We start from the raw sequence: 13,253 nt of genomic DNA, 5'->3' as shown, positions 1-13,253 counted from the left end.
CGCCGCTCGCCTTGCAAACGCATCGGCCATCGTCTACAACGCGACGATGTACGCGATTCTTTGCACCACTGCTTTCGCACCATTGCGGCGGGGCTTTCGCTTTTTGCTCATGTACCTTGCTCAGTGCTTAAAGAACGCCTGCATCGCCTGTTACGCAAGCCCATCTGTGAAATCTGATTAGTTCAACCGGAGAAAAGAATGACGATCGTAGCCGATCAATTCGTCGATGTGTTACTGGCCGCAGGCGTGAAGCGTGTCTATGGCATCGTCGGCGACAGCCTGAACGGGCTGACCGACGTGATCCGCAAGACCGAAGGCATCGAATGGATTCACGTGCGCCACGAGGAAGTCGCCGCTTTCGCGGCCGGTGCGGAAGCGCATCTGACCGGCAGCCTCGCGGTCTGCGCGGGCAGCTGCGGGCCGGGCAACCTGCATCTGATCAATGGGCTCTTCGATTGCCATCGCAATCGTGTACCGGTGCTCGCGATCGCGGCGCATATTCCGTCGCGCGAAATCGGCAGCGGCTACTTTCAGGAAACCCATCCGCAGACGCTATTCAAGGAATGCAGCCACTATTGCGAGCTCGTCTCGGTGCCGAGCCAGATGCCGCGCACGGTCGAGATCGCGGTTCGTGAAGCGCTCGGCAAGCGCGGCGTCTCGGTGATCGTGATTCCGGGCGACGTCGCGCTGCAGGAAGCGGTCGAGGCGCCGGCGGTATCGTCGGCCGGGCTGATCCCGCCGCGCGCGGTGCTGACGCCCGCGCAGGACGATATCGATGCGCTGGCCGATCTGCTCAATGCGAACGAGCGTGTCACGATGCTGTGCGGTTCGGGCTGCGCGGGCGCGCACGACGAAGTAATCGCACTCGCCGACGCGCTAAAGTCGCCGATCGTCCATTCGCTGCGCGGCAAGGAGCATGTCGAGGCGGACAACCCGTTCGACGTCGGCATGACCGGGCTGATCGGCTTTTCGTCGGGCTACTACGCGATGCGCGATTGCGACCTGCTGCTGATGGTCGGCACCGACTTCCCGTATATGCAGTTCTACCCGTCGAAATACGAGGCGAAGATCGTGCAGATCGATCACGAGCCCGGCAATCTCGGGCGCCGCGCGACGCTCGATCTCGGCATTGTCGGCGACGTGAAAGCGACGCTCACCGCCCTCACGCCGAAGCTCACGAAGAAAACGAAGACCGCGCATCTCGAGAAAGCGCAGCAGCACTACAAAAAGGCACGCGCCGAACTCGACGCGCTCGCGCAGGAAAGCACACGCGCATCGCTGATTCACCCGCAGCAGATCGCGAAAGCCTTGAGCGACCAGGCGAGCGACGACGCGATCTTTACCTGCGATGTCGGCCTGCCGACCGTCTGGGGCGCGCGCTATATCGCGATGACGGGCAAGCGGCGCCTGCTCGGCTCGTTCTGGCACGGCTCGATGGCCAATGCGATGGCGCAGGCGATCGGCGCGCAACACGCCTATCCGGGCCGCCAGGTGATCTCGATGTCGGGCGACGGCGGCTTCGCGATGCTGATGGGCGACTTCCTGAGCCTCGCGCAACTGGGCCTGCCGGTGAAGGTCTGCGTGTTCAACAACAGCGCACTCGGCTTTATCGAACTCGAGCAGAAGTCCACCTCGTTTATTCCGTACGGCACCGGCCTCAAGAATCCGAACTTTGCCGCGATGGCCGAATCGATCGGTATCAAGGGGGTCCGGCTCGAGAAGCCGTCCGAGGTCGAAGCGGGCATCGCAGCGGCGCTCAAGCACAATGGCCCGGTGCTGATCGATGCCGTGGTGAATCGCCAGGAGCTGGCGATTCCGCCCGCGATCAACCTCGAAATGGCGAAGGGGTTCTCGCTTTATATGCTGCGGGCCATTCTGAACGGCAAGACCGACGAGGTGATCGATCTCGCGCAAACCAACCTCTGGAGATAGCGCAAACGTTTCCTCGGGTGGACAAGTGGCTCGACGCGCGTGACGTCGCGTGGAACGCAGGCCCACCACCGCAGGTGCATGCAAATCGGTCGGCTCCGGCGCACAACAAGATGCCGCATAATAGCGGCGCCCCTTCCCCTGGTCCGGCAACGCACGCAACGCGGCCATTCCGACAAAAGCCTTGCGCACGCCTCGCGTACGCAAGGCCGCGGATCTTTGCTTGAGTTTGCATGTGGGTTCGTTGTCGGCAGTGCGATCTCGCGAGGTAAAACATGGTTTCTCAATCCGCGTATTCGTATTCGACTGCGATCACCGGACTTCGCCGCTACGCCATCGCGCTGCTTCTGACCGCCTGCGCGGCGGTGCTCGCGTGGATCACGAAAGCGCATGTATCGTGCTTTCTGCTCGCGCTAATCATGAGCTCGGTTTATGGCGGCCGCGCCGCCGGGTTCGTCACGCTCGCCTCGTCGCTCGTTGCGTTCACGCTGCTGATCGGGCCGCCGCCCGCTCACGGACTATCGATTCACGACATTCCGCGGCTGATTGTTTTCGCGATCGTATCGTTGATCGTCAACGACCTGATCACGTCCAAACGTCATACGCAAACCACGGTGCGCGAGCAGGCGCTGCGCAATGCGATCGACGGCATTCCATGCATGGTCGTCGTTAGCGATGCAGAGGGTTGCATGCAATACGCGAACCGGCAATTGCTGAACTTTGTCGGCAAGCCCGCGAGCGAACTGGCCGACGGCGGCTGCATGCAGTTGCTGCATCCGGACGACGCGCCGCGCGTGATTGCCGAGCGGCGCCGCTGCGAAGCGGCCGGCGTGGCGCTCACCACCACGTACCGGCTGCGCCGGCACGACGGCGAATACCGCTGGATCGAGACGCGCATGCAGCCGCTGCGCGACGCCCGCGACCATATCGTGCGCTGGTACGGCGTGCACGTCGACGTGCACGACAGCATGACGACGGCCAATGCCTTGCGCGACACGCAGGCGCAGTTGTCGCGCGCCTCTCAGGTGGCCACCGTCGCCGAGCTGTCCGCATCGATCGCGCACGAGGTCAACCAGCCGATCGCCGCGATGGTGACCAACGGCCACGCGTGTCTGAACTGGCTGCGCGCAAAGGAGCCGAATCTCGAGCACGCGATGAGCGCCGCCGAGCGGATCGTGCGCGACGGCACGACCGCCGCCGAAGTGATCCGCCGGATTCGCGCGCTATTCCGGCAAGCACCACCTGTCATCGCCGCCTTCGATATCAATGCGACCGTCGGCGAAGTGATCGAATTGAAGCGAGGCGAATTGCGGCAACACGACGTCGCGCTCGAACTCGATCTCGATGCAACATTGCCGATGCTCAATGCGGACCGGCTGCAGATCCAGCAGACGCTGTTCAATCTTGTCGACAACGCGATCGATGCGCTGCTGCAGGTTGCCCCCGAGCGCAGGCGGCTCTCGATCCGCACCCGACGCGAAGCGCGCGACGCACAAAACGACGGCGACCATCTGCTGATCGAGGTGCGCGATCACGGTCCGGGCCTTCACGACGCGGACCGCATTTTCCAGCCGTTTTTCACGACCAAGCAGGACGGCATGGGCATTGGCCTCGCGATCTGCCAGTCGATTGTCGACGCGCACGGCGGCCGCCTGTGGGCCTCGAATCATGCAGGAACCGGCGCGACGCTGCATATCCGGCTGCCGTTTGCCCACGCGCTGAGCGACATGACATTGATTGCACCGATCGCACCGATCGGACCGCTCACGCCAATCCCCGTCGCGCAGATTTACGGCTCGGCCAGATAGTTGTCGTTTTCGGGCAAAGCGTTTTCGTCGGCGCCGGGCAGCACGAACACGAACGTCGCACCGCGCGGCGCATTGGCCTGCACGCTTAGCGTCCCGCCATGCGCTTCGACGATCGAACGGCAAATCGACAGCCCCATGCCCATTCCGCCCGCCTTGGTCGTATAGAACGGTTCGAACAGCTGTTCGATGGCCTCTTCCTCGACACCGGGGCCCGTATCGGACACCGCCACGCGCGTGGCCTGCGTGCGATCGGCCGACGTCGCGATCAACAGCTCGCGCGGACCGTCGCCGGCGCCGCTCATCGCTTCGATCGCGTTGATCATCAGGTTCAGCATGACCTGCTGCAACTGCACGCGGTCGCCATGAATAAACGGCAATGCATCGGAGAAAAGCGCCTCGACCGTGACCTGATGTTTCACCGCTTCGCCGCGCGTCAGCGCAATCACTTCGCGAATCGCCTCGTTGATCTCGATGCGCTCGGTGCGCGCCGGCGCTTTCTTCACGAGCGCGCGAATGCGGCCGATCACATCGTTGGCGCGCGCGCCGTCGTTGACGATCCGCTCGAGCGCCTCGCGAACCTCGTTCAGATCGGGCGTGCGCGCGCCGAGCCAGCGCAGCGCCGCATGGGCATTCGTCATGGCCGCCGCGATCGGTTGCCTGATTTCATGCGTGATCGACGCGGTCAGCTGCCCCATCGTGGCGACGCGGTTCGCGTGCGCCAGCTCGACTTCCATTTCGCGGTAACGCCGTTCGTTTTGGCGCGCGTCCGATTCGGCGCGCTTGCGATCGGTCAGATCGACGATAAAGGCGACGCCTTGATCGCGCGCATCGCCAAACGTCGCGGCGCCCAACAGCACGGCGACGCGGCTGCCGTCCGCGCGCAGATATTCTTTTTCGTACGGCGGCACCGAACCGTGCGCCTTGATGTCGGCAAGCGCACGCGCATCGCGCTCGCGGCCGCTCGCGGGCGTGAGCTCGGTCCAGCGCAGGCGCCCCAGCGCGAGATCCGTGCGATCGTAGCCGACGAGACGCAGGAACGCATCATTCGCTTCGAGAATGCGCCCTTCGAAATCCCAGATAAACACGCCGACGATATTCGCATCGACAAGGCGCCGGATGCGCGCTTCGCGTTCGGCCAGTTCGCGATAGAGCCGCGCGTTCTCGAGCGAGATGGCGGCCTGCGACGCGAGCAGCTTCAGCACCGCGATGCGGCTCGCCGTAAACACATCGGGCGCGAGATTGTTCTCCAGATACAGCACCGCGATCAGCTTGCCCTGATTGACGAGCGGCATGCAGGCCATCGAGCGGACGAGTGCGCGAGCGGGCGTGTCCACCCCTGCGCGCGCGATATACGGATCGCCGGAAAAGTCGTGCTGCGTCGAGGCGTCGTCGAGTATCACGCACTCCCCGGCGCGCATTGCATAGTGGACGACCGATTCCGGCAGCAGGTCCGGCCTCAATGCCGTCTTGCCGAGGTTGACGCTCACCGCGTCGCCGTTGGTCGACGCCTGCGCCACGATGCAGGGTGCGCTATCGGTCGGCACGATCAGCAGACCGCGCTCCGCGCCCGCATGCGCGATTGCGCTGCGCATGATCGTATGGATCAGATTGTCGGGCACGATCTCACTCGATACGGCCTGCGAAACCTTGATCACGGTGGCGAGATCGAGATGCTCGACCGGCGTCTCGATTGTGCCGGTGGCGCGCGGGCGCGAATCCGGTGTGGCGAGCTGAGGATGGAAATCGTCGAGTTGCCGCACCTTGCCGTTGGCGCCCCAGCGAAGATAGGCGTAGCGCGCGTTCTTCAGGTACAGATGCGCGAATTCCGCGAGCCCGCGCGCCGCGTAAAAACGCGCCGCCGTTTCGTAAGCGACAGCCTCGTTATGAATAAACGCGTTCTCGCGCGATGAGCGAATCGCGATTTCATAGAACTGTTCGGCGTCCGCCATCTGGCCTCGAAGGCGCGCCAGTTCCGCGCCGACCAGCGCCGCGCGGTTGCCGAAATTCTGCGGACAGTTTGCCGCCCAGATTTCGAGCTGCCGGTGGTGGGCGGTAATCGCGGCGAGATGATCCTCCTTCACGTCGGGCGATGCCGCGTCGCATAGCGCCGCGCGGGAAAGCGCGCTATAGAAATGATATTCGGCCGTTTCGAAGAACGACGCCGAGGTCCACAGCAACGCGCTCGCCTTGACCGAGGCGTCGACGGCCGCCGCGAAATCGCCCGCGAAATACCGCGCCTGCATCTTGCGGATCCAGTACCAGCACTCCGCGATCGCAAGCGATGGATCGCGCGACAGACGGCTTTCGAACTGCGCTTCGCTCAGATTCCCGTCGTCGAGCAGGCCAAATTTGAGCGTCGAGCCGCGCAGCGTGCGCAGCAATGCGAGCTGCGTGGCGATGATATCGACGACCAGCCCGAAGTGCGTCTTCTGCGCGAACGCGAGCCCGCGTTCAGCCTCGCGTTGCACGTCGTCGAGCGGATCGCCGGCCGCAAGCAGGTTCGCATTGAGGTTGTTGCAGCTGTAACCGGCAAAAGTAAGATCACCGGTTTTGACCGCGATATCGAACGCGCGGCGAATCAGGTCTCGCCCGGTGCGCACATGATGAGCCCACGGTGTCACGAGGCTCCCGAAGTTCATATAGACCTTCGCCTGCGACTGCTTCAGGCCGCGCTGCTCGACGAGTTCGTAACCGAGACGCGCGAACCGGAAGCCGGTCTGATAGTCGCCGAAACGCGGCCCGGCGGTCATGCCGAAGTCGACGTAAACAGGCGGAGACGTTCCGCAGTTCCCGTATTCGAGCGAAAGGTTCACGGCCCGGCATACGGCCATCGCAAACAGATTGGCATCGCTGAAGATGGCGGCCGGTGTCAGGACGTTGAGCACGCTGATGGTCGCAAGCGAATTCGGATCGCTCATTAGCGGCAGATCGATCAGCGATTCGATCGACCGCTGGCCGAGCCTCGCTGCAAGGTGCGCATATTCGCTGCGCGCTTCTTCGTCCGACGGATGCGGCGACCATTCGATGCCGATACGGCGCAGATAGTCGAGACCGACGCTCACGGCCTCGTCGGACCGGTCGAGCGTGATATAGAGGTCGATCGTGAGGCACGCCAGCGTGGCGTGCTCGGCGAGGCCGCTCACGCGAGGAAAGAGCCTGATCAGCCGGGCCTGCGCGCCGCTATGATCGCCGCTCAGAAACTCGCATTCGGCGCGGTGCAGCTCGAGCGAAAACGCGAGCGCGTGCTGCGTCTGCCAGCGATCGTCGGCGAGCGCTTCGCTGCCCGCCTTCAGATAGTCGAGCGCCGAGGCATACGCGGCCGACGCTTGAGCGCGCTTGCCGGCCATCAGATTCAGTTCGGCGAGGCGGTCGAGTTCGGCCCTCTCGTCGATCAGCGCGGCGCTGCGGTTCAACTGGTTGACGATTTCGAAGACGGCGTCCTCGAGCTTGTCGGGCGGCGTGCGCGCGGCCAGCAGCCGGCCGATGCGCAGATGCGTCTGGGCGCGCTGCGGTTGCGGAATCAGCGCATAGGCCGCTTCCTGCACGCGATCGTGCACGAAGCGGTATGCACCCTCCTGGTGCAACACATATTCCTCGCGGACCGCGTCCCAGAGATCCGCATGGACCTGCGCCTCGGGCTTCTCGAACACGAGCGCGAGCGTGTCGGACCCGGCCGCGTGCCCAATTGCCGCGAGGCACTGCAAGGCCGTGCGCGTCGCCGGCGGCAGACGCGCAAGCTTCATGATCATCAGATTGACGACGTTATCGGTGTAGCCCTTCGCGCGAATGCGATCGACGTCCCACCCCCATGCGGCCGACGCATGATCGAAAGCGAGCAATCGTTCGCTTGCGAGCGCGGTCAGAAACTGCAGCGCGAAGAACGGGTTGCCGGCGGTCTTCTCGTGCACGATGCGCGCAAGCGGTTCCGCGCGCTCCGGCGTGCAACGCAGCGCATCGGCAACGAGTTGCTGCAGATCGCGGTTCGACAGCGGCTGCAGCACGATCTGCTCCACGGCGCCGTGCTGGCGGCGAATCGCGTCGAGCTTGCGCATCAACGGATGACTGCGGTCGACCTCGTTGTCGCGGTAGGCGCCGATCAGCAGCAGATGGCGCAGATCGGCATCGACCAGCAGACTTTCGAGCATATCGAGCGTGCCCGAGTCGAGCCACTGCAGATCGTCGAGAAACAGCACCAGCGAATGCCCGGCGCGCGCGAAGACACCGATAAAACGCTTGAGCACCAGTTGAAAGCGGCGCTGCGCGTCCTGCAATGGCAGATCGGCGATCGGCGGCGGCTCGCCGATTATCAGTTTGAGTTCGGGCACGAGGTTCACGATCAGCAGCCCGTTCGGGCCGAGCGCCTCGCGCAGCCGTTCGCGCAAATCTTCGAGTTCGGCGTCGCGCTTGCCGAGAATTGGCCTGAGCAGCCCCTGAAATGCCTGCGCGAGCGTCCAGTACGGAATGTCGCGTTTGTACTGGTCGAATTTACCGGCCGCAAACAGGCCGCGCGGCGGTACGAGCACCTTTTGCAGTTCGCCCACCACCGCCGATTTGCCGATGCCTGAGTAGCCCGCCACCAGAATCAGCTCGGGACGGCCGCCGGCTATCACGCGATCGAACGCTGCGAGCAGCGTCTCGACCTCACGCGCGCGGCCGTACAGTTTTTCGGGAATCAGCAGACGGTCGGGCGTGTCGTGTTGGGCCAGCGGAAATGGTTCGATGAAGGGCTCGCTCGCGCCGCGCGCTTCCCAGCGCAGCAGACACTCCTTGAGATCGCGCTCGAGCGCGGCCGCGGTCTGGTAGCGGTCTTCCGCGGCCTTCGCGAGCAGCTTCATCACGATGTCCGACAGCACGGCCGGCACGGTCGGGACGCGCTGGTTCGGCGGCACCGCCTTGCGCGCGATATGGCTGTGCACCCAGTCCATCGGATCTTGCGCGGAAAACGGCAGCACGCCCGTCAGCAGTTGATATAGCGTGACGCCGAGCGAGTAGAGGTCGCTGCGCGAATCGACCGAGCGGTTCATCCGTCCGGTCTGTTCGGGCGCCATGTAGGCGAGCGTGCCGGCAATCGATTCGGGCGGACACGGCGCCTGGCGCTCGCGCGCGAGAAACGTGGCGATGCCGAGCCCCGTGAAGCGCACGGCGCCGCTTGAACGGTTGATCAGGATATTGGCCGGCGTGATGTCCTTATGGATGACGCCGACCGCGTGCAGCCTGCCGAGCGCGTGGGCGACATGAATCGCAGTCCGCAAGAAACCGGGCAAGGCCATCGGCACCGGCTCGCGCGCGAGCGGCTCATCGCCTGCGTCTTCGAGCACGAGCACGAGGCGCCGCTGTTCATGCAGCAATTCCAGCGGTCGCGCAACTGGCGCACCGGCAAGTTTTTCCGCTAGCGCGAACTCGTGCTCGAGGCGGCTCAACGCAGCGGGCGCAGGCTGCTCCGCAACCGGACGCACGGTCAACACAGACCCGCGGCCGCCGCCGGGCTGCACGCGCCATTCCCTGCACAACACACGCTCGCCGTCGTCCCAGAGCACTTCTGACGACGAGGCGTCTGATGTCACTCCAAACGCACCGGGTGGATCGGGCGACCGGTTCACTGCGCGGCCTCCATGGTGAAGGGAATCGCCTTCCCTGATAAAGACTCCAGCATAGCAGCAGAGATAGGCCCCGCTGTGCTGTGTCCTACGTTTATCAGGGTAACTAATTGCGCTTGACTATGCCCTGCGCTGCCGCACGAATCGTTGCGGGAACAACGGGCCTGAGCCTACGGCCGGATCTTGCCTTCGCGCACCCTGCGCGTCGACGATCACGTCGCATTTTGTGCAGACGCCGGGCGGAAGAAACAGGCGCGCATCGCGCGCCTTGAGCACGAGTCCTTGCCATAGCGGGTCGCGCGTCAGTGCGCTCTCGCCTTGTGGATTGACCGGGACGGTTGCGGTTGAATAGATCATCGGAGATGCTCCACGTCGAACGGTAAATCCTCCGATCGAGAAGTAACCGTTCCCGTGCGCGGCGCGCGCGGATAGCGCAAATTCGCCGCAGATTCATCGCGGACTCACCACCGATTGCGGTTAGCCGGCAGCCGGTCTGTCACATCGTCGCAATGTGGCGCCCCTATCGTACGGTTTTCGCTGCCAGGGTGGACCGATACCGATGGCCGATCAGACGAGCCACGCGTCGCAGGAAGGTGCAACACGGATCATTATCGCGAGTGCGGCGTTGAACGCGGTATTGGCGACCGTGCAGGCAGCCGCCGGTTATTCCGCGCATTCGTCCGGTCTGATGGCCGATGCGTTGCATGCGATAACCGACATCGGCGTCGATCTGATTCTGCTTGCCGCATGCTGGTTTGCGGGTCTTGGCAATCGCGTGGGCACTGGCGCCGGCAGGTCGGCACGTTGGCGCAGATATGCCGGGTTCGTGCAGAACGCGGCGCCGCCCGTGGTCGGTGTGGTGCTGGTGATCGCCGGCATCGAGATCGCGCTCTATGCGCAAGACCGTCCACCGCTCGCCGGATCCGCCACGACAGTCGCGTTAAGTATTGCCGCGTTTTCCGCAGTGAGCCGTGGCCTGTTGTACCGCGCGTTGTCGCTGAAGGCCCGGCGGTCGCATTCGCCGGCGCATTCGTCCGTGCTATCGGCTGCGGCGTGGCATGTCGGCGCCGACGCGCTGTCGTCGCTCGTGGCCACCGTCGGCATCGCGACGGCGTCGCTGGGCTATACGGGTCTCGACGCGATCGCAGCCGCCCTGATCGGACTCGTGATCGCATATAGCGGCGTGCGGCTCGTGGTACCGCCGGTCGCCGGGGTGCTGCGCCGCCTGTCGAAGGCAATTGCGCCTGGCGTGGCGGCAAAAAAGAGCGGCTAGCCGCTCTTTAGCGGCGGCGCGATCAAAGTGCCACGCACCGCTGCACACGTCCGCCCGCGTTTCGTTGCGCGCTCAACCATCGCCTTTTCTTCACCGCCGCTCAATCGAGCCGCGCCTTGATGCGCCACCGGTTCGGCGTATCGCCAACCATCCGCCTGAACACGGTCGTGAAATGCGCCTGGCTACGAAATCCGCAATCGAGCGCGACATCGAGCAGCGTTTTCTCCGAACGTTGCAGCAAACGCTGCGCATGTTCGACACGCCGTCTCAACAGATACGTATGTGGCGTATAGCCGGTCGAGCAGCGGAATTGCGCGGCGAAATGCATGCGCGTCAAGCCGACGCTCGCGGCAATATCGCCGAGCCGCACCGGTTCGGCGAGATGCGCATCGATAAAGTCGAAGGCGCGGCGTAGCCGCCATTGCGGCAGCGGTGTCGCGCGCGTGACCGTCGGCGGTGCGCGCCGCGTGAAGTGCCGCTCGAGCAGGCGCGCAACGATCGCGATGCAGATGCTGTCGACGTATAGCGAAGCGAACGTCGCGTCGGCATATTGAATGTCCGCGAGCGCGCGGCTCAACCGTTCGAGCGACGTATCGCGCGTGATCTGCGACACGCCGAGCGCCAGTTCGCCCGCATGCGGGCGGCCGAACGCTTCTTCGTAATGCTGCTCGAGCACGCGCTGCGGAATAAACAGATGAATGGCGTCGCTGGCGGCGCGAAATACGGCTGCGGCGCTTTCGCCCGGTCCAGTGACATGCATCGAGCCCGGTGCGAGTTGCCCGTCGAACACCAGCGAGCCCGAGCGAAAATGCACGGTGGTCGGCTTGAGCACGATGCCGACCGTGTGCTGACCGGCGGCGCTGCGGCTCATGTGCTCGACACCGTCGATTTCATGCTGCGTCCAGCGCGAGGCAATCACCAGATCGCGGCGCGCGTCGTGCGCATCGACCGCCTCGATAAGGCCGTGCATGCCGCCCGGATCCACCATCGCGTTCGCATCGGGCACGTACTGATACGGCGGTGGCACGCGCCAGCGTTCCTCCATTGCGACGAGCACGCGCCGCGGCCCAGGCACACTCAAACCCTGCGTCCCATTCGGGCTGTCCTGTTGCACGCAGCATGCGGGCCTTTGCCCGTCGGCGCCGATACCGTTCTTCTCGATGTTCATGTTGGGGCTCCGTGACTACGTACGAAGCCGCGCGAAACCGGCGACGCGGCAGGTACATAGCGCACCGCGTCTGCCTGTACGAGCGCAATCGCGCGACGTTAGGCACAAGCTTCGATGCTAGACGACGCGGCGCGATGCGCAAAGCATGTCTATTCGTCAGATGCGCGAAAGGTATCTGAAAAATATCGCGAGCGGCAATACGTAAAAGCGTGACGGCTGTATTGCGCCACAGCGGACACACTGCCCCGCGCCCGCGTGGTTTTCAACGAATACAAAATAAAACTGTTTTGCTTGACGCTTCAAGGAATGCGTGGCTCTTTAACCATCGCAAGGCGCCTATGGTTGACACGGCAGTCGAACGACGACTCGTGCAGGTTTTGCGTTTCTCATGGAGATCGCGCGGCGTACAAGCATTCATTATTTGCGTGACCGTTCATGCCGCGTTTCGAAAGCGTTCCGTCTGACGGCAGTGCAACATGAAAGCCGGTCAGCTTCCCTAATCTCAGGCGCAGTTCACGGCTTGCGCATTCGACCAGATGCCCCCCTTTGGTGCGATCCTGCGATAAGAAATAAAAATGATAGCTGGGCTCGCAAAGCGCGCTCGACACGCCCGGCGACCAGATGCCGACCAGCGTGCCGTCGACATCGTTAAACGTAAGCGCGTGCCGCACGTTTGCGGCGTCAACGAAGTGCCTGTCCTGCTGCTGCGGCGGCACTGCCCGCGTGAGCACGCTATCGAAGCGGCCATCGAGCCGCACGGCGAACAACAGGTTGTTCGAGACGCGCGCGAGGTCGCATAGCTCGTAAAGGCGCCGCAATGTCGATGCCGCGGCAATCGTCGTGTCGATATCGGGCTCGAAACGGGTGACGACCGCGAACGGCGCCAGCGCGTCGCGTTCCGCCTCGCGCACATCGCCATCGCCATTCGCCCGGTAGACGCGCCCATCGAGCACGATCATCTCGCCCTCGAGCGCCGCGAACGTGCCGAGACCGAAGTCGCCATGCTGCAGGATAGCCGCGGTGCTGACCGCACCGCCGGAGCGGCCCGCAACGAGCGCGCCGGCGGTCGATACCTGGAATACCGTATGAACCGGCTGATCGGCCGGCGGCTTCCCATCGGGAGTCTGCTGGTCCATTGCGCCCTCGTATCGGCAAGGATGGGCCAGTGTGCCTTCGCGTATTCAGATGATCTTTTCGCGGGCCACGAAAATTTCAACGCGGCACGAAATGGGTGTGCCGCGGGTTAAGGGACGCGCGTGCGCCGTGATAAAGCATGCCGACACAAAGCATTACAAAACAGTCCGGCAATGCCGATGCGAACCAGGAATAAGCGCCCGTGTTGCTGCGTTTTCTTTTTGCGTCATTCAGCTTGCGCTCTTCTCCGCTTTTTCTGCTTCTTTACTGCTTTCTTTCCGCTTCTTCTCCGCTTCTTTTCCGCTTCTTTTCCGCTTCTTTTCCATTGTTCTGTTCATTACGCC

General features: G+C 63.7%; 7 protein-coding genes. 3 read left to right on the top strand and 4 right to left on the bottom strand.

Annotated features, from left to right (window positions below):
• Positions 1-198: 198 nt before the first annotated feature.
• Both poxB and KZJ38_RS10920 read left to right on the top strand, forming a co-directional pair.
• A complete protein-coding gene (gene poxB, locus KZJ38_RS10925; protein WP_219795932.1) occupies positions 199-1,932 on the top strand; it encodes a ubiquinone-dependent pyruvate dehydrogenase in 1,734 nt (577 codons plus the stop codon).
• 272 nt (positions 1,933-2,204) lie between these two features.
• Entirely contained in the window at positions 2,205-3,737 is a 1,533-nt protein-coding gene (locus tag KZJ38_RS10920) for an ATP-binding protein (RefSeq protein WP_219795931.1), read from the top strand.
• On the opposite strand, the gene KZJ38_RS10915 is transcribed toward KZJ38_RS10920, so the two are convergent.
• Positions 3,719-9,301, bottom strand: coding sequence for a trifunctional serine/threonine-protein kinase/ATP-binding protein/sensor histidine kinase (locus tag KZJ38_RS10915; RefSeq protein WP_219795930.1), 5,583 nt, complete (start codon positions 9,299-9,301; stop codon positions 3,719-3,721). The genes KZJ38_RS10920 and KZJ38_RS10915 overlap by 19 nt on opposite strands.
• 153 nt (positions 9,302-9,454) lie before the next feature.
• Positions 9,455-9,691, bottom strand: coding sequence for an AtaL-like protein (locus KZJ38_RS10910; protein ID WP_219795929.1), 237 nt, complete (start codon positions 9,689-9,691; stop codon positions 9,455-9,457).
• Positions 9,692-9,893: 202 nt separating this feature from the next.
• Between KZJ38_RS10910 and KZJ38_RS10905 the strand changes: the two genes are divergently transcribed.
• Entirely contained in the window at positions 9,894-10,607 is a 714-nt protein-coding gene (locus KZJ38_RS10905) for a cation diffusion facilitator family transporter (RefSeq protein ID WP_219795928.1), read from the top strand.
• A 100-nt stretch (positions 10,608-10,707) separates the two neighbouring features.
• Here the strand turns inward: KZJ38_RS10905 and KZJ38_RS10900 are convergent, their stop codons facing one another.
• Both KZJ38_RS10900 and KZJ38_RS10895 read right to left on the bottom strand, forming a co-directional pair.
• Positions 10,708-11,775 (bottom strand): helix-turn-helix domain-containing protein, encoded by a 1,068-nt coding sequence (locus tag KZJ38_RS10900; RefSeq protein WP_219795927.1) that lies wholly within the window; start codon positions 11,773-11,775, stop codon positions 10,708-10,710.
• A gap of 386 nt (positions 11,776-12,161) precedes the next feature.
• A complete protein-coding gene (locus KZJ38_RS10895; RefSeq protein WP_219795926.1) occupies positions 12,162-12,911 on the bottom strand; it encodes an acetolactate decarboxylase in 750 nt (249 codons plus the stop codon).
• Between the last annotated feature and the right edge of the window lie 342 nt (positions 12,912-13,253).

The sequence above is a fragment of the Paraburkholderia edwinii genome, assembly GCF_019428685.1.
In the GTDB taxonomy this organism is placed as follows: Bacteria; Pseudomonadota; Gammaproteobacteria; order Burkholderiales; family Burkholderiaceae; genus Paraburkholderia; species Paraburkholderia edwinii.
Note: the sequence above shows the minus strand (reverse complement) of the source record. Positions and strands in the feature narration are given on the sequence as shown.

Excerpts from the sequence above, each read along its gene's own strand:
- poxB (WP_219795932.1), top strand. The coding sequence starts at position 199 with ATGACGATCGTAGCCGATCAATTCGTCGATGTGTTACTGGCCGCAGGC.
- KZJ38_RS10920 (WP_219795931.1), top strand. The coding sequence starts at position 2,205 with ATGGTTTCTCAATCCGCGTATTCGTATTCGACTGCGATCACCGGACTT.
- KZJ38_RS10910 (WP_219795929.1), bottom strand. The coding sequence starts at position 9,691 with ATGATCTATTCAACCGCAACCGTCCCGGTCAATCCACAAGGCGAGAGC.
- KZJ38_RS10905 (WP_219795928.1), top strand. The coding sequence starts at position 9,894 with ATGGCCGATCAGACGAGCCACGCGTCGCAGGAAGGTGCAACACGGATC.
- KZJ38_RS10900 (WP_219795927.1), bottom strand. The coding sequence starts at position 11,775 with ATGAACATCGAGAAGAACGGTATCGGCGCCGACGGGCAAAGGCCCGCA.
- KZJ38_RS10895 (WP_219795926.1), bottom strand. The coding sequence starts at position 12,911 with ATGGACCAGCAGACTCCCGATGGGAAGCCGCCGGCCGATCAGCCGGTT.